The 24,504-nt window shown below is 32.9% G+C and carries 25 protein-coding genes; 14 read left to right on the top strand and 11 right to left on the bottom strand.

What is annotated here, in order from left to right:
• Nucleotides 1–28: 28 nt before the first annotated feature.
• A complete protein-coding gene (locus ACM591_RS04360; protein WP_029378465.1) occupies nucleotides 29–1,153 on the top strand; it encodes an FAD-dependent monooxygenase in 1,125 nt (374 codons plus the stop codon).
• 98 nt (nucleotides 1,154–1,251) lie between these two features.
• Here the strand turns inward: ACM591_RS04360 and ACM591_RS04365 are convergent, their stop codons facing one another.
• From ACM591_RS04365 to ACM591_RS04385, 5 genes are all read right to left on the bottom strand, one after another.
• A complete protein-coding gene (locus ACM591_RS04365; RefSeq protein WP_029378466.1) occupies nucleotides 1,252–2,208 on the bottom strand; it encodes a 2-hydroxyacid dehydrogenase family protein in 957 nt (318 codons plus the stop codon).
• A gap of 141 nt (nucleotides 2,209–2,349) precedes the next feature.
• Nucleotides 2,350–2,664 carry a DMT family transporter gene (locus ACM591_RS04370; RefSeq protein WP_029378467.1) on the bottom strand — a complete coding sequence of 105 codons (315 nt, stop codon included), beginning with the start codon at nucleotides 2,662–2,664 and terminating at the stop codon, nucleotides 2,350–2,352.
• The gene (locus ACM591_RS04375) at nucleotides 2,664–2,984 is read right to left on the bottom strand and encodes a DMT family transporter (protein ID WP_029378468.1); all 321 of its coding nucleotides are present in this window, start codon (nucleotides 2,982–2,984) and stop codon (nucleotides 2,664–2,666) included. Before ACM591_RS04375 ends, ACM591_RS04370 begins: the two co-directional genes overlap by 1 nt.
• A 476-nt stretch (nucleotides 2,985–3,460) precedes the next feature.
• A complete protein-coding gene (locus ACM591_RS04380; RefSeq protein WP_029378469.1) occupies nucleotides 3,461–3,922 on the bottom strand; it encodes a CHAP domain-containing protein in 462 nt (153 codons plus the stop codon).
• 329 nt (nucleotides 3,923–4,251) lie between these two features.
• Nucleotides 4,252–4,623: a DUF4870 domain-containing protein gene (locus ACM591_RS04385; protein ID WP_029378470.1), complete on the bottom strand. Its 372-nt coding sequence runs from the start codon at nucleotides 4,621–4,623 to the stop codon at nucleotides 4,252–4,254.
• A gap of 270 nt (nucleotides 4,624–4,893) precedes the next feature.
• Between ACM591_RS04385 and ACM591_RS04390 the strand changes: the two genes are divergently transcribed.
• Together ACM591_RS04390 and nhaC are read left to right on the top strand one after the other, a co-directional pair.
• Complete coding sequence (locus tag ACM591_RS04390) at nucleotides 4,894–5,964, top strand: NAD/NADP-dependent octopine/nopaline dehydrogenase family protein (RefSeq protein ID WP_029378471.1); 1,071 nt, start codon at nucleotides 4,894–4,896, stop codon at nucleotides 5,962–5,964.
• Between the two features lie 28 nt (nucleotides 5,965–5,992).
• Nucleotides 5,993–7,390 (top strand): Na+/H+ antiporter NhaC, encoded by a 1,398-nt coding sequence (nhaC, locus tag ACM591_RS04395; protein WP_029378472.1) that lies wholly within the window; start codon nucleotides 5,993–5,995, stop codon nucleotides 7,388–7,390.
• Nucleotides 7,391–8,150: 760 nt separating this feature from the next.
• On the opposite strand, the gene ACM591_RS04400 is transcribed toward nhaC, so the two are convergent.
• Nucleotides 8,151–8,930: a CHAP domain-containing protein gene (locus ACM591_RS04400; RefSeq protein WP_326025901.1), complete on the bottom strand. Its 780-nt coding sequence runs from the start codon at nucleotides 8,928–8,930 to the stop codon at nucleotides 8,151–8,153.
• 478 nt (nucleotides 8,931–9,408) lie between these two features.
• Here ACM591_RS04400 and ACM591_RS04405 point away from each other — a divergent pair, with 478 nt between their 5' ends.
• The 4 genes from ACM591_RS04405 (at nucleotide 9,409) to ACM591_RS04420 (ending at nucleotide 12,902) form a co-directional block, all read left to right on the top strand.
• The gene (locus ACM591_RS04405; protein WP_029378474.1) at nucleotides 9,409–10,461 is read left to right on the top strand and encodes an LLM class flavin-dependent oxidoreductase; all 1,053 of its coding nucleotides are present in this window, start codon (nucleotides 9,409–9,411) and stop codon (nucleotides 10,459–10,461) included.
• 14 nt (nucleotides 10,462–10,475) lie between these two features.
• Complete coding sequence (locus ACM591_RS04410) at nucleotides 10,476–10,835, top strand: DoxX family protein (RefSeq protein WP_029378475.1); 360 nt, start codon at nucleotides 10,476–10,478, stop codon at nucleotides 10,833–10,835.
• Nucleotides 10,836–11,283: 448 nt separating this feature from the next.
• Entirely contained in the window at nucleotides 11,284–11,631 is a 348-nt protein-coding gene (locus ACM591_RS04415; protein WP_029378476.1) for a transcriptional regulator, SarA/Rot family, read from the top strand.
• A gap of 188 nt (nucleotides 11,632–11,819) precedes the next feature.
• A complete protein-coding gene (locus ACM591_RS04420; RefSeq protein WP_029378477.1) occupies nucleotides 11,820–12,902 on the top strand; it encodes a PTS sugar transporter subunit IIC in 1,083 nt (360 codons plus the stop codon).
• 304 nt (nucleotides 12,903–13,206) lie between these two features.
• Here ACM591_RS04420 and ACM591_RS04425 read toward each other — a convergent pair whose 3' ends face one another.
• The 4 genes from ACM591_RS04425 to ACM591_RS04440 are packed head-to-tail and all read right to left on the bottom strand — an operon-like array spanning nucleotide 13,207 to nucleotide 16,202.
• Nucleotides 13,207–13,905 carry an amino acid ABC transporter permease gene (locus tag ACM591_RS04425; protein ID WP_029378478.1) on the bottom strand — a complete coding sequence of 233 codons (699 nt, stop codon included), beginning with the start codon at nucleotides 13,903–13,905 and terminating at the stop codon, nucleotides 13,207–13,209.
• A 13-nt stretch (nucleotides 13,906–13,918) separates the two neighbouring features.
• Nucleotides 13,919–14,602, bottom strand: coding sequence for an amino acid ABC transporter permease (locus ACM591_RS04430; protein ID WP_029378479.1), 684 nt, complete (start codon nucleotides 14,600–14,602; stop codon nucleotides 13,919–13,921).
• A gap of 2 nt (nucleotides 14,603–14,604) precedes the next feature.
• Complete coding sequence (locus tag ACM591_RS04435) at nucleotides 14,605–15,456, bottom strand: amino acid ABC transporter substrate-binding protein (protein ID WP_058625597.1); 852 nt, start codon at nucleotides 15,454–15,456, stop codon at nucleotides 14,605–14,607.
• Entirely contained in the window at nucleotides 15,453–16,202 is a 750-nt protein-coding gene (locus ACM591_RS04440) for an amino acid ABC transporter ATP-binding protein (RefSeq protein WP_029378481.1), read from the bottom strand. Before ACM591_RS04440 ends, ACM591_RS04435 begins: the two co-directional genes overlap by 4 nt.
• 152 nt (nucleotides 16,203–16,354) lie before the next feature.
• Here ACM591_RS04440 and ACM591_RS04445 point away from each other — a divergent pair, with 152 nt between their 5' ends.
• The 4 genes from ACM591_RS04445 (at nucleotide 16,355) to ACM591_RS04460 (ending at nucleotide 20,121) form a co-directional block, all read left to right on the top strand.
• A complete protein-coding gene (locus tag ACM591_RS04445) occupies nucleotides 16,355–17,506 on the top strand; it encodes an acyl-CoA dehydrogenase family protein (protein ID WP_029378482.1) in 1,152 nt (383 codons plus the stop codon).
• Between the two features lie 160 nt (nucleotides 17,507–17,666).
• On the top strand, nucleotides 17,667–18,569 hold the full coding sequence (locus tag ACM591_RS04450) for an ABC transporter substrate-binding protein (protein WP_029378483.1): 903 nt from the start codon (nucleotides 17,667–17,669) through the stop codon (nucleotides 18,567–18,569).
• Nucleotides 18,570–18,763: 194 nt separating this feature from the next.
• The gene (locus ACM591_RS04455) at nucleotides 18,764–19,312 is read left to right on the top strand and encodes a biotin transporter BioY (protein ID WP_029378484.1); all 549 of its coding nucleotides are present in this window, start codon (nucleotides 18,764–18,766) and stop codon (nucleotides 19,310–19,312) included.
• A 71-nt stretch (nucleotides 19,313–19,383) separates the two neighbouring features.
• Nucleotides 19,384–20,121: a GNAT family N-acetyltransferase gene (locus ACM591_RS04460; protein ID WP_051283171.1), complete on the top strand. Its 738-nt coding sequence runs from the start codon at nucleotides 19,384–19,386 to the stop codon at nucleotides 20,119–20,121.
• 73 nt (nucleotides 20,122–20,194) lie between these two features.
• On the opposite strand, the gene fdhD is transcribed toward ACM591_RS04460, so the two are convergent.
• A complete protein-coding gene (fdhD, locus tag ACM591_RS04465) occupies nucleotides 20,195–20,992 on the bottom strand; it encodes a formate dehydrogenase accessory sulfurtransferase FdhD (protein WP_069796672.1) in 798 nt (265 codons plus the stop codon).
• A 191-nt stretch (nucleotides 20,993–21,183) separates the two neighbouring features.
• Here fdhD and ACM591_RS04470 point away from each other — a divergent pair, with 191 nt between their 5' ends.
• From ACM591_RS04470 to galE, 3 genes are all read left to right on the top strand, one after another.
• Nucleotides 21,184–22,188 carry a LacI family DNA-binding transcriptional regulator gene (locus tag ACM591_RS04470; protein ID WP_029378487.1) on the top strand — a complete coding sequence of 335 codons (1,005 nt, stop codon included), beginning with the start codon at nucleotides 21,184–21,186 and terminating at the stop codon, nucleotides 22,186–22,188.
• 119 nt (nucleotides 22,189–22,307) lie between these two features.
• On the top strand, nucleotides 22,308–23,468 hold the full coding sequence (locus ACM591_RS04475; RefSeq protein ID WP_029378488.1) for a galactokinase: 1,161 nt from the start codon (nucleotides 22,308–22,310) through the stop codon (nucleotides 23,466–23,468).
• Nucleotides 23,469–23,500: 32 nt separating this feature from the next.
• On the top strand, nucleotides 23,501–24,502 hold the full coding sequence (gene galE / locus ACM591_RS04480; protein WP_029378489.1) for a UDP-glucose 4-epimerase GalE: 1,002 nt from the start codon (nucleotides 23,501–23,503) through the stop codon (nucleotides 24,500–24,502).
• Nucleotides 24,503–24,504: the final 2 nt, after the last annotated feature.

Consider the following 24,504-nt stretch of genomic DNA (forward strand, 5'->3'; position numbering starts at 1 on the left):
GACTAGGGAAATATGGAGTGGTTTGAAAATGAAAATAGCTATAGTTGGAGCAGGCATTGGTGGTTTAACCGCAGCAGCTTTATTAAAGGAACAAGGACATGAAATAAAGGTGTTTGAGAAAAATAGTGAACTAGCTGAAGTTGGAGCTGGTATAGGTATCGGCGGTAACGTCATCGATAAATTAGGCAAACATGATTTAGCTAAAGGTATTAAAAATATTGGGCAAATTATAGATGTAATGGAAGTACTAGACGACAAAGGGAACGTGTTAAGTAAAGCAAAACTGAAAAAAAATACTGTGAATTTAACTATGACAAGACAAGGGTTATTAGATGTTATTAAATCGTATGTACCAGATTCTATCGTATATACAAATCATAAAGTAACACGCGTGGATAGTGGTGCTTTAAAAGTTGAATTGCATTTCTCAGAACAAGCATCAGAAGCATTTGATTTATGTATTGGTGCGGATGGTTTACACTCTCATATGCGTAATTCGGTAGCGCCTAATAGTAAAACATTATATCAAGGCTATACGGTGTTTAGAGGTTTAGTAGAGGATATAAATATCAAACCGGACAACATTGCTAAAGAATATTGGTCATCTAAAGGAAGAGTAGGCATTGTTCCGTTATTGAATAATAAAGTATATTGGTTTATTTCAATTAATGCTAAAGAACAAGATGCTACGTTGAAATCTTATGGTAAGCCTCACTTACAAGCTAGATTTAATCATTTTCCCAATGAAGTTAGGCAGATTTTAGACAAGCAAAGTGAAACGGAAATTTTATTACATGATATGCATGATTTACAACCATTGAAATCATTCGTATATCAACGTATGATACTCTTAGGTGATGCAGCTCATGCAACCACCCCAAACATGGGACAAGGTGCAGGACAAGCGATGGAAGATGCCATTGTACTTGCAAATTGTTTGGAGGCATATCCCTTTGAAGAAGCACTGCAAAGATATGATAAGTTACGCGTTAAACATACAAAGAAAGTAATCAAAAAGTCTAGAAAAATAGGCAAAGTAGCACAACTAAGTAATAGAATGTTGATTACTTTAAGAAATAAAGTTACTAAGTTAATACCAAATCAATTGGTTTCTAGAGAAACAAAATTTTTATACAAATCAAAAAGCAAATAAAATACTGTAATAAATAAGAACCTAGAAATACGTTTGAATTGTAAAACGTATCTCTAGGTTCTTAATTTATTGTTTAATATTTATAAAAAAATAAAACTTTAATTAACTACGAATTTAGGTTCATTGTTAGTCAATTTACTAACTGTATCATTTGCAACAATCTTAGACATCATATCTCGAGATTCATATGTTGCGTTACCAATGTGTGGTGTGAGTACAACATTATCCAATTTTTTAAGTTCATCATTAATCTCTGGTTCGAATTCAAAAACGTCTAACGCTGCGCCTTCAATTTCTTTATCTTTTAAAGCTTGTACTAAGGCTTGTTCATGGACGATAGGGCCTCTTGATGCATTGATAAGGTAACTTGTTGGTTTCATTATTTTGAATTGCTCAGTATCAATCTGATGATGCATATTTGGATTATATGCAGCATTTATTGTTATGAAGTCTGAATTTTTTAATAATGTTTCTAAATCTACATATTTGGCACCAATTTCACGTTCTCTATCAACTTTTTGATTAGGACCTGTATAGAGCACATTCATATCAAATGCCTTCGCACGTCTTGCTACTGCACTACCAATTTCTCCAAGCCCAATTATGCCAATAGTCTTACAAGAAACTTCTCTACCACGGAAAAATAATGGCGCCCATCCATCAAAACCCGTTGTACGGCATAATTTATCTCCTTCTACAATGCGTCTTGCAGCTGAGAGTACAAGGCCAAATGTTAATTCAGCTGTTGAGTTAGTGGATGCTTTAGGTGTATTGGTAACATCTATATTAAGTTGACGTGCATAATCGCCATCTATATTATTAAAACCTGCACCGTAATTTGCAATTATTTTTAAATTACTTGCTGCATCAATCACATCTTTATCTACATTTGTTGAAAGTAGACTAATTAATGCATCGGCATCTTTTACACCTTCTTTAAGTGTTTCTTTATCAATAATGCCTTTGCCCTCATACATTGCAACTTCAAAGCCTTGATCTTTTAATAAGTTGAGTCCTACCTCTGGAATTGGACCTGCTATATAAACTTTTACCATGTATAATCACTTCCTTTATATCAAAGTATAGTAAATTTCATTGAGTCAAACAAATAAAAGTAATGATTATATAGAAAAATATGAAAACGTTTTATAGTAGCTCTATATAGTATGAAGATATGAGGGCATCGTTTTTAAAATTTAGTTTATTATTTTTAATCCAACAATGGATAAGATAATAAGAGCAATAAAGAAAATGCGCTTTACACTTTTAGATTCATTATAGATGAGCATACCAACTAAAGTGCCGCCTCCAGTACCAATACCACTCCAAATGGCGTAAGCAGTTCCCATTGGTATATCGTTCATTGCTACTTTAAGTGTGCTAAAACTACAGATAAATGCGACAGCTAAGAGTACGACTAGCCATTTCTTTTTAGTTCGTGCAATTTCATTTAAAATAACAACACCGATGACTTCTAATAGTCCTGCAATAAATAATATAAACCAAGCCATCAGCTTTCAGCCTCCTCTGTTGATAATTTTAATCCAATAATACCAATAACTAATAAGATGATTAAGCCAACTTTTAAAAAGTTAAATGGGTCACCCAAAAAAATCATATCTACTGCTACAGTTCCAACTGCACCAATACCAACAAAAACAGCATAGACTGTTCCAACTGGAAGGTGTTTACAAGCGGAAATAACTAGGAAGAAACTAATTATTATCACGATAATTGTACAAGTCCAACTGAATAAAGAATCAGCAGCATTTAGTCCTGTTACCCACAATATTTCAATTAGTCCGGCTAAGATAACTTTAAACCACTGCATAAATTGTGCCTCCTTTTTTCACTAAACCATTCTATTTTCTCAAATAATATATAAGAATTCAATGTTATCAATTGTATAAAAGTTATAGTGAGTTGCGATTAATTTTAAATATGAAACGAAAATTAACAGAAAAAGCGTGAGTAGGAAAAATTAAATGCAGATATTAAGGATGATGAGGTTAGAAAAGTTTAATAAGCGTTTAATTGAAGTTAATATGTAGAACACTGGTAATTTGCATAAAAAGGAACACCTGAGCTAAGGCTCATGTGTAAGAGTCACTAGCTCAATAAAGGAACACCTGAGCTTAAGGCTCATGTGTAAGAACTACTAATTTTCATAAATGAAAAAAGTAGTTCTTTAAAAAAAAGTCCGAGACATATGTTTATGTCCCGGACTCAATAGGGTAATTTCTATAAATAAGTTGAATTAAAATTACTTATAGTAAATACCAATACTTATTAATTTGTAACTATAGATTAGTTTACGTGGATATAGTTATAAGAGCTTGCTTCACCAGCTGAAATTGTACGTTCACTTACTGAATAAGGTCCGCCATTATAGTTCATCTCTGATACTGTAACAGAACCGTCACTACCAACACTTTCAACGTAAGCTACGTGACCCATTGGACCTGAACCTGATTGTAAGATTGAACCAGCTTCTGGATTGTTATCTACTGCATATCCTGCAGCAGAAGCAGCAGAAGCCCAGTTATTAGCATTTCCCCAAGTTGAACCAATGCCTCCACCTACTTTGTCAAATACATACCAAGTACATTGTCCTGCTGTATATAAGTTAGCGCTTGAATGATTTGATTGTGTAGTTTCATTTGTTTGTTGTGTTTGTTCAGCTGCATCAGCTTCGCTTCCGTGATCTAATCCTACGATTGCTGCGCCAATACCTGCTGTTAATGTTGTTGCTGTAACTAATTTTTTCATAATTAATAAATCCTCCCAGAGATTTTTAAAAGTTTATATTTTAGCTTGAATGCTTATCTTTAAATTTATATTTTATTTTTCGCTTTGCTTTCAACGACAAGTAATACTCTAACAGATGAATCAAGCTTTGTGTGGAATGTTACGCTTTTGTAAAACAATTAAAAAAACCTCACACATCGTTGTAATAAACGAGATGTAAGGTTACAAAATCGTATCAAGCCGTAATATTTCACAAACGGTGATATTATAATGTTTTTGTTGTAAATTTAAAATAGACTCCGACTTTACTGTTACATTCATTGTAAAAAGTCACAAAATTGTGATTCAAATTATTTGAAGAATCTAATGGATAAAGGTGGTAAATAATCTTCACCATTATATGCTTTTACAGCTGCTACAATTGTGAAAATGAAATTTAAAAGTAAAAGGATAGGAAGAATGATAATTCCTATAATAATAAATATAGCGATTGAAGCCACTGTTATCCAAATTAAGTAAGAGAGTAAAAAGTTCAAGTAATTCTTGCCGGCTCTATCTACAAACGGTGATTCATCCCGTTTAATTAGCCAAATAATTAATGGTGCAATTAAAGATGTAAAGAAACTTAATACATAGATAAGTGTTGCCATTAATCTAGCATCCGCATCTGGATATTGATTACCATATGTGTTTGAAACCTGTTCATCAAACTGTGTTGTCATAAAAAATAAACCTCCTTTACTTTAAGTTAATTATATCAATTTTAAGTGGTCTTTAGTATGTAATTAAAATAATTCTAAAACTTTTAAAATATACCTATTTTGATATGGCTTTAGTTGTTAAAATATAGCAATGTCACTATAGGTACTTACTTATGTTATAGCCATAAAATTAAGTTGTAAACCAGTGTTTATACAATTTCTTATTAGGTTATAGTTCAAAGTAATGATTTAATATTGTACAGAATAATAAATTTGGAAAGAAGGTTGATTATGAAAATTGCTATCGTAGGCTCAGGAAATGGAGCGGTAACAGCAGCGTTAGATATGATTAATAAAGGACACGAAGTGAAGTTATATTGCCGAAACCAATCTATTAATAAATTTGATAAAGCATTAGAACAAGGTGGATTCACTTTTAACAATGAAGGTGAAGAAAGCTTTGTAGCTTTTACAGACATTAGTGACGATATGGAATATGTAATTAATGATGCAGAAGTCATTCAAGTAATCATACCATCATCATTTATTGAACATTATGCACATACTATGGCTCCTTTTGTGAAAAAAGATCAATTGATTTTCTTCAATATTGCAGCAGCTATGGGTTCAATACGCTTTATGAATGTTTTAGAAGATATGCACATAGATGTTATGCCTCATTTTGCGGAAGTCAATACATTAACATACGGTACTCGAGTGAATTTTGAAGAAGCTCGTGTAGATTTATCGTTAAATGTAAGAAAAGTACATTTTTCGACTTATGATAAGGATTATTTAAGTGATTGTTTCGATAAAATTGAAAAACTATATCCATATATTGTAAAAGAAGAAAGCTTATGGAAAACTAATTTAGAAAATGGTAACCCTGAAGTTCATCCAGGCCCAACATTATTAAATGTAGGTCGTATCGATTATTCAGATGAATTTGCTTTATATGAAGAGGGTATTACTAAACACACTGTTAGGTTGTTACATGCGGTTGAATTAGAACGTCTAACATTAGGTCGTAAATTAGGATTTGAGTTATCTTCGGCTAAGGAAGCACGTATTGAACGTGGTTATTTGGAAAGGCAGGATGAAGATGAACCACTAAATAGATTGTTTAACACAAGTCCAGTATTTTCACAAATTAAGGGACCGAATCATGTTAAAAATCGTTATTTAACAGAAGATATTGCTTATGGCCTCGTATTGTGGTCTAGTCTTGGACGTGAGATTGACGTTCCAACACCTAATATTGATGCAATCATAGTTATTGCTTCAACTATTTTAGAGCGTGATTTCTTTGAAGAAGGACTGACGATAGACGATTTAGGGAAAGATAAGTTAGGTCTAGATTAATTAAAATAATTGACTAGGGGGATTGCGTATGAAAAGACAACCAACATTTTTAGAATCAATCTCAACCATATTAGTAATGATTGTAATCGTAATTACAGGTTTTGTTGTTTTTGAAATTCCCATACAAGCATTGTTAATTCTATCTTCTGCATATGCAGCTTTGATAGCAAGACGTGTAGGCTTAAAATGGCAAGATTTAGAGGAAGGTATAACGTATCGCTTAGCAACAGCGATGCCAGCAATTTTCATTATTTTATCAGTAGGTATTATCGTTGGAACATGGATGTTTTCAGGAACAGTTCCAGCATTAATTTACTATGGATTAGAATTTTTAAATCCTAACTTGTTTTTAGTATCAGCGTTTATTATTTGTGCTATTACATCTGTAGCAACTGGTACAGCATGGGGGTCAGCATCTACGGCAGGTATTGCATTAATGGCTATTGCTACACAATTACATATTCCAGCAGGTATGGCCGCAGGTGCAATTATTGCTGGAGCGGTATTTGGAGATAAAATGTCGCCGTTGTCTGATACAACAAATTTAGCAGCGTTAGTTACAAAAGTGAATATATTTTCACATATTCGAGCAATGATATGGACGACGGTTCCCGCTTCAATTATAGGACTTATAGTTTGGTATATTGCTGGAAGACAATTTGGTGGTAAAACGAATACATCAAATGTTAATACATTACTTAATGAACTATCTCAAATTTATAACATTAATATTTTTGTTTGGTTGCCATTAATCATCATTATCATATGTTTATTGATGAAAATATCTACTGTACCAGCAATGCTTATTTCGAGTTTAAGTGCCATTATTGTTGGCGTGTTTAACAATGGGTTTAATATGGTTGATGGATTTAAAGCAACCTTTGACGGCTTCAATAAAGATATGGTGTCATCAAGTAATGGACAATTAACCGATAGAGCGATTGGTTTAATTGAACAGGGCGGTATGATGAGCATGACTGAAATTGTCGTTACTATTTTTTGTGGTTATGCTTTTGCTGGTATTGTTGAAAAGGCTGGTTGTTTAGATGTAATACTTAATAAAATTTCTAAAAACATCAATTCCGTTGGTCAATTAATATTAGCTACAGTGCTTGGCGGTATTATGATGGTGCTTGCAGCGGGTGTAGCTTCCGTCGTAATTATTATGGTAGGTGTATTATTGATGGAAATGTATAATAAAATGGGACTAGATCGCTCAAATTTATCTAGAACACTTGAAGATTCTGGGACTATGATTATTCCATTAATTCCATGGGGTACTTCAGGCATTTATTATACACAACAGTTAGGCGTGACTGTAGATCAATTCTTCGTATGGACCGTTCCATGTTATTTATGTATAGTATTTGCAATATTTTATGGTTTTAGCGGTATTGGTATTAAAAAAGTAAAAACGACAGAATGAACATTTTTATAAAATAATCTAAAATAAAATGGTTAGAATTTTTAATATTTGAATAGTAAACTTTTTCTGCGCTTTTGATCCTAGCCATCTTTACAGAGGTAGAAAGGTGGAATCTTTTTAAATAAATTTTATTTCTGTCTTGCGATCTTATACTCACTCTTACTTCACTCTGAAGAGTTAATCATTAATTAGATTACAACTTCGCTATATTAATAGGATAGAAATTTTAACTATTATTTTTATAGAAATTTCAGATTAGAAGTTTAAAAAAATATAAATGGGATATATATAACTATGAATGAGGTGGCTCTTTGTACTACATAGTAATAATTGTAGCGATATTACTATTAGACATTGAAACTCATCAATATGTCAGTATAGATAAAAATTGTTAAATATACTTCCGTTATCTATTTTACAATCGATTTTGTTTTGTATATTGTAGCGATATTACATGACAAAGTCGATTGATTAATGTAGAGAATAATTTTAGATGTTGTGAACAATTACAACATGACATTTAAACCCATGACCTAAGTAATAACTTTATATGATGATTGTGTAGTTTAAACTATTCCTTTACTTAATAGATAGTTTGAAATAGGAAGTTATAAATATAGATACAGTAATACATTGATTAGGATAATTTCTAAGTAGATATTGTTATTATAAATCAATATATGTAGTTACTATCTTAGTTGTAGATATAATAAAAAAGACCAAATGCTAAAATAGCATTTGGTCTTTTTTTAATCACTAATTAGTGAATGTAATTGTAACTTGAAGCTTCGCTTGCAGAGATAGTACGTGAAGTTACGACACCAGCACCTTGACCGTAGTTCATTTCAGAAACGTTAATTGAACCGTCGCTGTTAACATTTTCAACGTATGCAACATGTCCCATAGCACCAGTTGAAGATTGTAAGATTGAACCTTGTGAAGGGTTATTGTTTACTGTGTAACCTGAAGCTGCTGCTGCGCTAGCCCAGTTGTTAGCATTACCCCAAGTAGAACCAATTTTACCGCCAACTTTGTCGTATACATAGTATGTACATTGTCCAGCAGTGTATAGGTTATTTGAAGAACCTGAAGTACTTGAAATTGAGTTTGAAGAACTTGATGGTGCACTAGTTGTACTAACTTTAACATTGCTGCTTGAAGTTGAGTGTGAAACTGCGCCACTTCCACCAGTACCTTGGTTGTTTGCTGTATATGATTGAGTAGAGTTCGTGTTGCTTGTAGCGTATGAACTATTGTTATTGTAGTTGTTGTAGCTATTGTAGTTATTGTAGCTATTGTAGTTATTGTAGCTATAACCACTGTTTGAGTGACCTTGGTCTGCTTGACTTGGGTTCCAGTTACCTTGCCAAGTGTAGTTGTAATTACCTTGTTGATCTATTGTATAAGAATAGCTATATGAAGTAGGGTCATTTGGATTATACCCACCATTATTGTTTTCTGCTGCGTCTGCTTCATGTTGAGCTAAACCAAAAGTAGCGATTCCTGCAGTAGCGATTGTAGCTGTAGCGATTTTTTTCATTGTTAAATATCCTCCTAAGAATTGTAAATAAATATATCCCAGTCTCTAAACGACAATTTTTATAATTTTTTAATTCGCTGTTTTAACGACAAGCAATACTTTATCAGAAAAACTTACGTTTGTGTGCGTTGTTATCATTTTGTAATTTAGTTCTAATAATATATCGATTTATGTAATAAAAGAAATATATAATTTATACGTTTTAACGCCGTTGTTATAGCTTTTATAATTTTTTCGGTGTAACATTGCACTACGCTTTATTACAACGATGTAAAATAACAGAAAATTTGAAACTCTAAAAAACAAGGGTATTTGATATTTAAAATATAAATAATTACTCTTACAAAATGTAGTGAATTATCAATTAAATTAAGCGTATTAATATATTGATTACTATCCAGGCAATGATATTGACACCTCATAAAGAAGATATTAATATAGTAGTATAAAAAATATACTTATATAGTGAGGTGAATAAATGAAGATTGAATTGGGTTTAACATCTTTTGCTGATAATAGTGACATATATATGGAAGACGGTTATCAACCTGCTATAAGTAATGCACAGAGAATTCGTAATATAATAGAAGAAATCGAAGTAGCGGATCAATATGGACTTGACGTTTATGGTCTAGGAGAACACCATAGACCTGATTATGCCGTGTCAGATCCAGTCACTGTATTAGCATCGGCAGCAAGGAATACTAAGCACATTAAACTGAGTAGTGCAGTAACTGTACTGTCTTCAGACGATCCCGTACGTGTCTACGAAAGATTTTCTACATTAGATGCAGTCTCAAATGGACGAGCTGAAATTATGGTGGGTAGAGGATCATTTATTGAATCATTTCCGTTGTTTGGTTATGACTTGAAAAATTATGAACAACTTTTCAATGAAAAGATTGAGCTATTAATGCAAATTAATCAGAAGGAAATTGTAAATTGGGAGGGTCATATGAGACCATCAATTCATAATCTAGGTGTTTATCCAAGAACAGAAAGAGGTTCAATACCGATTACTATTGCTACTGGAGGTACACCTGAATCTTCTTTAAAAGCAGGAGCATTAGGATTACCGATAACTTATGCTATAATAGGAGGCGATCCAAAAAGATTTAGAAGAAATATAGACATGTATAAATCTATTGCTGAATCATATGGGCATAATGTAAATGAACTATCAATAGGTACACATTCATGGGGATACATTGCTGAAACAGATGAACAAGCAAAACGAGAGTTCTTTCCGTCAGTTAAGGCAAGTCATGATATCTTGGCAAAAGAACGTGGATGGCCAATGTATGATGAGAATAGCTTTGAACGAGAAGCCGGACCAAAAGGTGCACTATATGTAGGTAGTCCTGAGACGGTTGCTCAAAAAATAATTGAAACGATTGAAGCTTTAGGTATTACACGCTTTATGTTGCATACCCCTGTTGGATCAATGCCACATGAAAACACAATTAACACAATTAAATTGTTGGCAGAGCGGGTAAAACCTATTGTAGATAAATATTTTGAAAACAAATAAAAGGAGATTTTGTAATGATATTACGTTATTTAACAAATTTAAAATTAGCTAAGGAATTATATGGTGCCGCAAAACCAAAACTTAAAGGTGACCAATCAATGAAAGATACATTTGTAGAGGTATTTAATTTACCTTCAAATGCAGTACCTTTAGCTGGTGCAGTAGAAGCATTAAGTGCAGTATTTTTCGTATTAAGTTTTGCTAGTAAAAGACTTTCTCGTGTCGCTTCACTATTAACGATTTCAGTTTTAGGTGTAGCTGCGTACAAACATTTTGAAGCTGGTCACGGTAAAGCAGGCGCTAAACATGCTTTAGATTTATCAGGTTTAGCAGCGTTAAGCTTCCTTGATACAATTGATTGTAAAAAAAAGTAAGTCATTAATTTAAATATATTAATAAATAAAGGGTGTCACTATTGAAGTGTCACTGTATAATATATTAAGAGCCGAGACATTTAGATATGTTTCGGCTTTTATTATTGTAGAGAAGAGAATTCATATACGAGTTGATTAGATTTGTAAGTTATTCAGCATTGATAATAATTTGAAAAGTTTGTGGAGATGTTGGGCGACATTTTACAAAGTCATCATTTGTTAAATGCAATGGATGGGCATATTCTTTTTTTAGTAATAAAAAGAATGAATATCCAATTAAAATTTGGATTTAAAAAGTAAACATTAAAAAAATAGTAGTATTTTTTAATATTTCTTATACTTGGAGATATTGAATTTACGTAATGTAATAGTATAGAATTATTATATTAATATTGTTAAAAATCGCTTTGACATATTAACATCATGAAGAAACAAAAGGAGTGGTTTTATGATTGAACAAAATTTTAAAACACTGAACGAACTAATTACAACTTATCAGAAGGGTAAATATTTTTTCAAAACAACTAAAAAACAACATAAGCTTAACTATGAAGAAATATTTATTTTAAACTACATCTTTAATTGTAAGGAAAATGAGATTACAGCAAAAGAAATAGCAAAGTATTCAGAATTACAGCCTTATTATTTAACGAAAGCTTTACAGAAATTGATTAAAATGGGTTATTTGAGTAAAAAGAGAAGTGAAATAGATGAACGAACAGTAGTTGTTCGTGTAAATGAAGCGCAACGTGATAAAATTAATGAGATAATTAGAACATTACAGCAAACGTTGTGATGATGGATGAAGATAATAGGGGGATGAATTGTACATAAGTAGAAATAAAAAGAATATTCTGAATAATGTAAAAAAATAATATTTATTATGTATTCAACTAATATTTATTTTTAGAAACAAATTAACTGTGTTATACTGATATTTGTTGGATGAAAGCGCATACAAAAACAGCTAAGAAAGGTGTTATTATGAATTTACTAATTGGAGTCATATTTTTAGGAATTGTTTTATGTTTGTTTACATTATTCACTAGTAAAGCGCCTAATGGTGGTAAAGCGATGGGGGCACTTGCTAATGCTGCAATTGCGTCATTTTTAGTTGAAGCATTTCATAAGTACGTAGGTGGAGATTTGATTGGCATACCATTTTTAGGAGATTTAGGAGAAGTTGCTGGTGGACTTGGTGGTGTTGCAGCTGCTGGTTTAGTTGCATTAGCAATGGGGGTATCTCCTGTCTATGCATTCGTAATTGCTGTTGCGTGTGGCAATATGGATTTACTACCAGGATTCATTGCAGCTTATATCGCTAGTTTTGGTATGAAGTGGATGGAAGAAAAATTACCAGACGGACTTGATTTAATCGCAGCAATCATTGTTATTGCACCAATTACAAGATTAATTGCAATTGGTACTACACCTTTGGTGGATGCAAGTCTGCTTCAAATCGGTAATATTATTAAAGAATCAACTACATCAAGTCCAATATTAATGGGGATAGTTCTAGGGGGGATTATTACAGTGGTTGCGACTGCACCATTAAGTTCAATGGCATTGACTGCATTACTAGGCTTAACTGGTACACCAATGGCTATAGGTGCATTAGCAGTATTTGGATCCTCATTTATGAATTTCGTACTATTTAAACGTATGAAGTTTGGAGATCGTAAAACAACGATTTCTGTAGCTATTGAACCGTTATCTCAAGCAGATATTGTAACTGCAAATCCAGTGCCAGTATACATAACTAACTTTATGGGTGGCGCAATTTCTGGTGTGATTATAGCTCTGTTTGGATTAGTTAATGATGCGACAGGAACTGCTACGCCAATAGCCGGACTTATGGTTATGTTTGGTTTTAATAATGCGTTAACTGTTATTACAGTTGCAGTTATGTGTGCTGTCAGTAGCGCAATTTGTGGGTATTTAGGTTCGCTTATATTTAAAAATTATCCAATCATCACTAAAGATGAACTACAAAATGGCACGATGTCTAAAAAGGTCAAAAAATATTATAAATTAAAAAAACAATATGCTGAAAGTTTGGCATTATAAAATTTAGTGAGTGCAACGTTAGCTGAATAGTTAGGCTAGAGGAAATAAAATCTTTTTGAAAATGATTTTTTTATCAAACTCTTACATATATTAAATGTATAAAGGATTATAAAACAATGGATACAATGTTCAAGTCGTAAAAACTTGAGATTGTATCCTGTTTTTTTAGGAGTTAAATTGCCTTTTAATTAAGATAAATCAAAAATTAAATGAAAGAATAAAGCTGCCCACAAAAATCAAAATTGTTGGCAGCTTTAATAGTAAAGGTGAATGCTATATTTCTTGCGTAGCTTCATAAACTATATTAAGTTGTGCGCGTATTTAAATAACGCGTTGTTCTGTATTCCATTTTCGAAAATAGGAACTCTAATAAAATCGCTAATAACCAATAAAAAGCTGCTGCAACTGAATAAACTGTTATAAATTTATATCCTTCATTAGCAATTACATGACTTACTGCCATAATTTCGGTGACTTGCACGGCGAATGCGAGTGAAGTACCTTTTATTAGCATAATAAATTGGTTTTCTATATTTGGTAAGGCATACGCAAAAGCTTGAGGCAAAACGATTTCTTTATAAATATGAAATGTTGAAAGACCTACACTTTGGGCTGCTTCTATTTGAGCAAATTCTACCGACTGTAATCCACTTTTTATTGATTCTGATAGATAAGCTATCGCATGTAATGAAAAAACAATGAAAGCAATAATTAAAGGTGGGAAAATATCGGGATTAATATGCCATTTGAATTGATCATTTAAAAATATTATAAATGCAGGTAATCCGTAATATAAAATAAATAGCTGAACGATTAATGGCGTACTTCTAAAAAATGAATTGTAGATAATGATAAATTGCGATAATACGGGAATGCGTTTTAAACGAATCAATGCAAAGCATAATCCTACAATTAGACCTATGATTATGGAAACAATAGAAATCATTATTGTATTAGGAACCCCTTTAAGCACTTCAATTATTGTATATAAAACAAAGTCCAAATGAATATCCTCCTTAAATGCGGTATGGTTTTTGTGCGCGTTTATCTATTAAAGTAAATGTTCCTTGGATTATTAAAGCAATGATCCAATAGATGATTGAAATGACAATATAAACTTCTAACATACCTAAACCATAATTATTACCGATAATCAATTTAACTTGTCCCATCATATCAATAATGCCTATAGTAAAAGCTAATGAAGTATCTTTAACCAGTTCGATAATTTGTGTTGTTAAATTTGGGATACTATTTCTTAAAGCTTGTGGAACAATTATTTCTTTTAATATTCTAGGATAGGAAAGACCAATTGATAAACCGGCTTCTATTTGATGATAGTCTACAGATTGATATCCAGCACGTATTATTTCTGATAAGTAAGCGCCAGTATGTAACGTGAAGGCTAAGATAACGAAAAATAATCTACTAAAATGATTAATATCTATATGAATCAATAACAATAGTTGTGGTAGTGCAAAGTAAACTAAAAATAGTTGTAAAAGTAATGGCGTGCTACGTATAAAAGATAAGTAAATTCTTACAATTGGTGAAATTACTTTGATTTGCTTAATACGAATAAGGGCTAATATAAAACCTAAAACCAACGCACATATCAATGATATGACAATCATTAAAAGAGTTAACGGCAATCGTTGTAATACTTGCCCAAATAAATCTAACCAATTTACAGATTGCATTATCACTGCACCTCCAATTGCGCTTTTTTGTCATTAATTGCATCTAAGTCATCAAAGACATTAATATCAAAATATTTTTCTGAAAGTGATTGTAATTTGCCTTCTTTTTTTAGTTCTAATGTCGCTTGATCAATGTCATCATGCAACTTTTGATGTTTCTTATTGTAAACGATATGTAAAGGCTCTTTTTTTACAATTCCGCCAATTTTAACATCTTCTTTGACTTGTGTTTGAATGGCTTTATAAGTATTCCAGTTTAATAACATAGCGTCACGTCGCTGATGACTAACCATTTTCAAGTTGTCTCCATTTGAGGGTTCTTGAATCGTGTTAATATTGATTTTTGATGAATTATTTTTGTTGTACTGAGATAAGATAGAATATAGTCCGCCACTGGGTGCCATAGGTGTGATTGATTTTCCTGGCAAATCATCTAAACTGTGTATATCCGTATTGCTACTATTGACTACTAGCATAGGCAACGCATAACTATAGGGCACATCTTGGTACAGAAATTGTTTTTCACGTTCAGGTGTTTTGAAAAACCAGTTAATTCCCATATCAAATTTACCAGCACCAATACCAACTAAATTTGATTCTTCTTCACCTACTTCGTATTTGAAGTCATATTGAGGTAACTTTTTTTCGATTAATTTCATGTAATCCATATCGAGACCTACAAACTCATTTTGCTTATTGGTATACAAGTAGGGTGGGTTAACTTCTGCTGACAGTGCTACTTTCACTTCTTTTTTATGAGAGTCTTTATTTGAATTATCGCTTTGAGTACAAGCAGTTAAAATGAAAATAGATGAGAGTAGGATGGCAGTAATAAATCTTTTTTTTAATATCATTGTTTATCACGCTCCGTACTCACTTTATTTAAAAAACGTTGTACTCTTTCTGAATTAGTATGATCTAAGACTTCTTGAGGTGTGCCTTGATGAATAATTTGGCCATCATCAATAAATATCATTTGATCGGCAATTGCTTTAGCAAATTCAATTTCATGTGTTACTAAAACCATCGTCATACCTTCTTGTGCAATGGATTTAATGAGAGATAGCACACTTTGTATAGATTCTGGATCTAATGCGGATGTCGGCTCATCCAACAGTAATACATCAGGGTTAAGCGCAAGGGCACGAATGATACCGATGCGTTGACTTTGACCACCAGACAACTGGATTGGATATTTGTCTTTTTGATTTGCTAAATTAATACGTTCTAAATATGATAACGCTATTTCTTTTGCTTCGTTTACGCTGTAATTTTTACCATGTATTAAACCAACAGTTATATTTTCTAAAATAGTTTTATTCTTAAATAAATTATAATTTTGAAAGACCATTGCAGATTTTTGGCGTAATTTTGTAATATCTTTTTTAGTATGTTTTGAAGTGTTAAATGTTTCATTGTCAATAGTAATAGTGCCAGATTCTGGTAGTGCTAATACATTTAAAGTTCTTAACAGTGTTGTTTTACCAGAACCACTTGGCCCGATAATTGCAGTGACGGTGCCTTGTTCTTGAGTAAAACTTACGTCGTTGAGTATCGTGTTTTCATTATATTTATGTATAAGATGTTTAACGTTAATCATTCAATTTTCCCCCAATATTTCATTAAGTATAAACTATCACAATAAATCTTATCGGTAAAGTAGGGTTTTTGTACTTGAAAAGCTTTATTTCAAGCATGGCGAGTGTTAAACTTGTAACTAATAAGGAAAAAGTGATGAACGAGGTGAAGGAAATGAATACGTCCGCATTAATACATACGGAGATTCAAGAAAAATGGATTGCTAAATTAGACACTGTAAAAGACGATTTTAGAGCGAAAGCGGAATATAATGATATACATTCACATTTTCCCTATGAAAATATTGAATGGCTTGTAAATGAAGGTTATACACTGTTAACGTTACCAAAAGCATACGGCGGTGAAGGTGCGACTATTGAAGATATGGTGATACTTCAAAGTTATTTGGGAGCAATTGATGGCGCAACTGCTTTATCGATAGGTTGGCATTTGAGTGTAATTGGACAATTATATGAACAACAAATGTGGGAACCCGATATGCTTGAGCAATTTGCTGAAGAAGTGAAGCAAGGGGCATTGGTGAATAGGGCTGTTAGTGAAGCGGAAACTGGTAGCCCAACACGTGGAGGTAGACCAGCAACAAACGCAGTAAAAGTAGATGACGGATTTGTACTTAATGGGGTGAAAACATTTACTTCTATGAGCAAAGGACTCACACATTTTGTAGTCAGTGCCTATTATGAAGCAATTGACCAAGTAGGTTTTTTCTTAGTGACAAAGGATACTCCAGGTGTGGAAATAGCAGATAATTGGAACATGGTAGGTATGCGTGCAACAGAAAGCCATGATCTCGTATTAAATGATGTACATTTACCAGAAGAAAACTTTGTTGAAATAAGGGGCGCTGGGGGTAAAAAGCCAAATGGTTGGATTTTACACATACCAAGTGTTTACTTGGGTATTGCTCAAGCAGCACGTGATTATGCAATAGATTTTGCCAAAACATACAGCCCTAATAGTATAGAAGGAACTATAGGTGACTTACCGACCGTTCAACAAAATATTGGGAAAATGGAAACACTTTTATTATCTGCGCGCCATTTTTTATGGAGCACAGCTGCTTTATATAATAATGAAGATTCTCAAAAAGTGAAATGGAATGAAACGTCTGCCAGTAAAGTAATGGTCATGAACCAAGGTTTAGAAGTTATAGACATTGCCATGCGTATTGTGGGTGCAAAAAGTCTTGAAATGGAACGCCCTTTACAACGTTATTATAGAGACATGCGCGCAGGTTTACACAATCCGCCTATGGAAGACATGGCATATACAAATATTGCACACAGTGTATTAGATCATTTTTAAATATTAAGGGCAATACAATAACTATGTATTTAGACAATTTGTCTAAATACATTTTTTATTAATTAAAAAAATAAACAATCGACTTGTTTGCTATTGTAAAATTACTAGAGTCATTATATAATCAATTGGTACTGATAATCATTTTCATTGGAGGAGAATTATGAAAAAATTATTGTTTCCGTTACTTGTTTTAGTACTCATTTTAGCTGCATGTGGTAATAAATCAGATAGTGACAAAAAGGAAGAAACAAAATCTTATAAATTAGATAGTGGTAAAAGCATAGATATACCTAAAAAACCTCAAAGAATAGCGGTTGTAGCACCTACATATGCAGGTGGTATTAAATATCTTGGAGGGGATATTGTAGCTGTAAATGAACAAGTAGATAGTAGTAAATTATTGAAAGATAAGTTTAAAGGCGTAGAAAAAATTGGAGAAAATGATGTAGAGAAGGTAGCGAAAGCAAAACCTGACTTAATCGTTGTTTATTCTACGGATAAAAACATTAAAAAATACAATAAAATTGCACCAACTGTTGTTTATGACTACGGGAAGCATAAATATTTAGATCAACAAAGAGAATTAGGTAAGTTACTTGGTAAAGAAGATAAAGTAGCTTCTTGGGAAAAAGAATGGAAAGCTCAAACTAAGAAAGACGGACAAGAAATCAAAGAGAAAATTGGAGAAGATGCAACAGTCTCTATCTTTGATGAATTTGATAAAAAATTGTACAGCTACGGACCTAATTGGGGACGTGGTGGCGAAGTATTATATCAAGCATTTGATCTTAAAATGCCCGATAAATTAAATGACTTAGTTAAAAAAGAAGGTTGGGCAGAAGTGAAACAAGAGAAGATTGCAGATTATGCAGGTGATTACATTGTTTCAACAAGTGAAGGTAAATCAAAACCAGCTTATGAAAAAACAGATTTATGGCAAAATATACCAGCTGTTCAAAAAGATCAAGTGATCCAAGTTCAAGCAGAAACATATTGGTATAATGATCCTTATACATTAGAGTATATGAGAAAAGATTTAAAAGAAAAATTTTTAAATAAATAGGAATTCATGTTCTTTCAACGTATAAGATAGTAAATTTAATAACTCATTAGTCTCTGAGGAGCGAGCATATGAATTCAAAGGTAATCTTTTGACTTCTAACTCGCTCCTTAAATTGTAAGTTTATCAATGTAAACTAGTAGTTTTTATTGGTTAACATTTGTGGTATAATTTTTCTCATTGAAGGAGGAATCACTTTGACTACAAAATATTTAGTATATACAGCTTTGATGACAGCAATTATAGCCGTTCTAGGCTTTGTTCCAGCTATCCCTCTGCCTGTCATGCCTGTACCTATAGTATTACAGAATATTGGTATATTTTTAGCGGCAATTTTGCTCGGACGTAAATATGGTACGTTAAGTGTCATTGTCTTATTATTGCTTGTAGCTGCTGGATTACCTTTACTATCAGGTGGTAGAGGCGGTATCGGTGTATTTGCAGGGCCGTCAGCAGGATTTTTATTTATGTATCCAGTTGTTACATATCTTATCGGCTTGGTAAGGGACTTATATTTTAAAAAAATTAATTTTGTTGTACTATTAATTACAATGATAGTGTTTGGTGTCTTACTATTAGATATCACAGGTACAATTATAATGGGCTTAATAACCAATTTACCTATCACAAAATCTGTTACATTATCACTATTATTTATGCCTGCTGATATTCTTAAAGCGATCGTTGCAAGTTTAATTGGCAATATTATGTTAAATCATAGTCAATTTAAACAGTTAATTAAATAAACTTTTAGATATTCAAAAGATAAGAATTAATGAGGGTGAAAGAGATAGGGTGAAGGTTCATGACAATTTCTATGGCAAATATATTTCAAGATGGTAAAATTTTTGCTGAGGATCAAAATAAAACAATTTATTTAACAGCAGAAGCCCCTTTAGTATATGATGCGAATAAATGGGTGTATAAAGAAATGCCTTCAATCAAGGATTGGAAACAACATATGGAAATACAACAAGCTTTACATAGACAACAATCTTCCGATCATTTAGCATTTACTTTTCCTGAGAACACACCGCTAAGTCAAGCTTGGTTAGATGAAATTAAAGCTTACGGTTTTGAGTTAGGGTGTATGGAGCTTTACGCAATTGAATCGCAGAATATTTGTAGGAGCCAGAATAGTCAAGTTGAAGTGAAATTCGTCACGAATCATACCTTAGAAGACTATATTGCAATTTATCGACAGTTTTCAGAACCTTTTGGATTTGAATATACAGAAGAAAGTATACGAGTAATACGTGATCAATTTCAAAGTGAAAGCAAATCCCGTATTATTGCCTATGAGAATCACATTCCAGTGGGTATTTTAGATTTAATAATTACTGATAAAACAGTTGAAATAGATGGCTTTGGTGTATTGGAAGATTTTCAAAGACGAGGGATAGGTCAAACAATGCAATCATTTGTAGCTGATATTTCGGATGATAAAGTTATTATACTTATCGCTGATGGCGAGGATAGTGCCAAACACATGTATATCAAACAGGGATACATTTTCATCAGTTATTGCTATCAAATATTGAAAGAAAAGGCTTAAATATAAATTATAAAGCGATCCTAATACATTTAGCTATGTCCTAGGATCGCTTTTGTATAATAGTGACTCTTTATTACATATGCTCTAATTGTATGCGTTCAGGGTGACTATATATATTGAAATTGCCATCTCTAATAAAGCCGACTGCAGTAATGTTTAAATCTTGAGCTAGTGTAACAGCTAATGTGGTCGGAGCAGATTTCGAAAGTATAACACCTACTCCTATTTTAGCGGCTTTAATTAGTATTTCAGAGGAAATGCGACCACTGAAAATTAGCACCTTATTTCGCACAGGAATGTGTCTTTGGATACAATAACCATAAAGTTTATCGAGCGCATTATGACGGCCGATATCTTGACGATGTTCGAAGAACGTCTCTCCGTCACTAATAGCTGCATTATGAAGTCCCCCAGTTTGTTTGAAAACGGCACTCGCACTTTGTAAACGTGTCATCATGTTTAGAATTTGTTTTGGACTAATAACAATTTTGGACATAGAAGTTTTTGCTACAGCAGCATCATTTTGAAAATAAAATTCCCTACTCTTACCACAACATGATGCAATCATTCGTTTAGTTGAGTATTCAAAACGTTCCCCTAAAGCTCTTGTTAATTCAACGTGAGCAAACCCTTTACTATCATCTATTTGAATTGATTTTAAATCATCACTTTTTAGAATAGCCCCTTCAGACGCTAGAAAACCAAGGACAAGTTCCTCCATATGGTTTGGACTACAGATTATGGTAGCAAATTCTTCTCCATTGACCATAATTGTTAAAGGAAATTCGGTTACATAGTGATCTGTTTTATCAATAAGTTCACCATTTTCGTATCGTACGATTGGCTGGTTTGTTAAAACGTCTTCATTCATTCGTACACCTCTTTTCGTATTCACCTTATATTTTAGCGCATTTTTAATTATAAAAAAATAATTCGGTTTTACTCATGTAACTTAATATACGTCAACGTTGGCCTTAAATAAGAATTAGAAGCAGTAAAGATTGATTTACGAATATAATGGAAGTAAACTTGAGGTAAACAAACTAAAGAGGTGAATTTGACATGGTTAGTATAAGAGATATTGCACATATAGCAGAAGTTAGCCCAGGAACTGTATCCAGAGTATTGAATAATGACCCGACTATTTCGGTATCAAAAAATACTAGAGAACGTATCCATCAAATTGCGAAAGAGAAACAATATCATAAGTCAGCAAGAAAAAATAAGAGTATTCAAATCATTACTTATGCATCAAGAGCTAAAGAAATGTCAGATCCTTATTATAGAGAAATTCGATTGGCAATTGAAGCGGAAGTTAAACGTTTAAATCTATCGTTAAAGCGAACAATACGTATAGATGGTAACCAAAATGATAATGAGTTAAATACAATTGAAAAGGCAGGCGCGATAATCGTTATAGGTAATTTTTCAGTTGATGCTCTATACAAACTCCAATCTTATAATCCTAATATGGTAGTAATTAATAATCCTCATGTGCCTAAATCCATAGATGCTGTATATTCAGATCTACATTACTCTATGACTCACTTGCTAGATAAGATAAAGGGCTTAGGTTTAACACGCATTGCATATATAGGTGGGTATCATACAATAAGAGATTTAGATGGCACCCCAACTTCAAATGCAACTGATGTAAGGTATAAAGCTTATCAAGATTGGTGCGAAAGACAGCAATTAGAAACGATAGCATTGCTTAATGGATGGAAAAAAGAACATGGTGAGTTAGCGGTTAAAACATTTATAGAGAGCAAACAGGAGCTTCCACAAGTGTTTATTGCGGGAAATGACATGGTCGCAATAGGCGTTTTACAACAAATTCAAGAGAATAAAATTGCAATACCAGAGAACGTAAAGTTAATCAGTTTTAATGATTTAGAAGTTATCCAATATGCAGTGCCTTCTATTAGCAGTGTACATATTCCTGTAGATGAATTTGGGAGAACGGCAGTAAGGATGGCAGAAGAACGTATTAATCAAACGAGAAAACTTGCTATTCATATAGTAGTAGAGGCGCCGTTGAAGTCTCGTAATACATTTAAAGTCTAAGTGAAGTAGATTACGTTGACAAAACTTTTAGTAAACAAGTAAACTTAATATGTGTTTACTATGAAGAGAAAATAATCAATTACCTTGCGTTTAATGTAGAAAAAAGGAGTGGGAAACTTATGTTACAAGCAATGCGCGAAAAATTTGAATCGTTATATGATGTAGAAGCGGAAGTTAGTGCTTTTGCGCCTGGGAGAATCAATTTGATTGGAGAACATACTGATTATAATGGGGGTTATGTTTTTCCAGCGGCAATAGAATTAGGGACATATGGGTTAGCAGCTAAAAGAGATGATCGTAAAATACAACTTTATTCTAATAATTTTGAAGAAAAAGGCATTATAACTTTCACTTTAGATGATTTAGTATTTAATCAAGATGATGATTGGGCAAACTATCCTAAAGGCGTCGTAAAGTATCTAACTGAAAAATTCGACAAAATTGACCGAGGATTTAATATTTTAGTCGAAGGCAATATTCCAAATGGAGCCAGTTTGTCGTCGTCCGCTTCAATTGAAATACTTACAGGGTGGTTATTAAAAGATTTATTTGATTTAGAATTAGAACATCTGCAGCTTATTAAAATAGGTCAAGTTGTCGAAAATAAATTTATGGGTGTAAACTCAGGCATTATGGATCAATTTATTATTGGAATGGGTAAAGAAAATCATGCAATATTACTTGATACTGCGACACTGGATTTTGAATACGTACCAACCAAATTTGGTGATTATGTGATTTCTATAATGAATACGAATAAACGTCGTTCATTGACTGAAAGTAAATATAATGAGCGCAGAGCAGAATGTGAATCTGCACTAGCTGACTTAAAAAAAGAATTGAATATAGAAGCACTAGGTGAACTGACACTAGCTCAATTTGATCAAAATAAGCATCTTATTAGAGATGAAGTGTCACGTAGAAGAGCTAAGCATGCTGTATCAGAAAATGAACGTACAAAACTTGCACGTAAAGTACTTGCTGAAAATGATTTTGAACAGTTTGGCAAACTACTTAATATGTCGCATGCTTCATTGAAAGAAGATTATGAAGTTACAGGGATTGAATTAGATACGTTAGCTGAAACAGCTCAACAAGTTAATGGTGTATTGGGTGCAAGAATGACAGGCGCAGGGTTTGCAGGATGTGCGATTGCCTTAGTACATAAAGACAGTATCGAGCTATTAGAACATGAAGTATCACAAATGTATTTAGAAAAAATTGGTTATGCACCTTCGTTTTATCACGTTGGTATTAGCGGTGGCGTAACGTCTTTATAAGTGATACAAAATAAATGAAGGAAGGTTTTTATATGTCTGTATTAGTGTTAGGTGGGGCAGGTTATATAGGCAGCCATGCCGTAGATCAATTGATTGAGAAGGATTACAAAGTTGTAGTTGTAGATAATTTAGGGACAGGACATAGAGAGGCAGTACACCAAGATGCAAAGTTCTATGAAGGTGATATTCGTGACAAAGCATTTTTAAACTATGTTTTCACAAATGAACAAATTGAAGGCGTATTTCACTTTTGCGCATATTCTTTAGTTGGAGAATCTGTAGAAAAACCATTAGCTTATTTCAATAATAATGTATACGGCTTACAAGTGCTATTAGAGGTAATGTATGAGCACCAAGTAAAACATATTATATTCTCGTCAACGGCAGCAGTATACGGAGAACCCGATACAGTTCCAATAACTGAAGAAGATTCTAAAAAACCAACGAGCCCTTACGGTGAAAGTAAATTAATGATGGAGAAAATGATGCATTGGAGCCATAATGCTTATAATGTAAACTATGCTGCACTACGTTATTTTAATGTTGCTGGTGCCAAACAAGGTGGATGGATAGGTGAAGATCATCGTCCTGAAACGCATTTAATTCCTATCGTATTACAAGTAGCATTAGGACAACGTGATGCTTTAACTATTTTTGGTGACGATTATGATACTGAAGATGGTTCTTGTATACGTGATTATTTACATGTTGTAGATTTAATAGATGCACATATTCTAGCTTATCAGTATTTACAAAACGGAGGTGAATCGGGTGCGTTTAACTTAGGTAGTAGTCAAGGATACTCTGTTTTTGAAATTTTAGAAGCTGCGCGTAAGGTAACTAAAGAACCAATTAAGGCTGAGGTAGGCCCAAGAAGAGCTGGGGATCCGAGTAAATTAGTTGCGGCAAGTGACAAGGCACAATCTGTCTTAGGTTGGAAGCCACAACATGATAATATTCATGATATTATCGACTCAGCATGGCAATGGCATCATCAGCACCCTGATGGTTATCAACAAAGTACGGAGGGATAACG

Origin of the sequence: Staphylococcus sp. Ze2 (assembly GCF_048568365.1) — a bacterium.
Classification (GTDB): domain Bacteria; phylum Bacillota; class Bacilli; order Staphylococcales; family Staphylococcaceae; genus Staphylococcus; species Staphylococcus xylosus.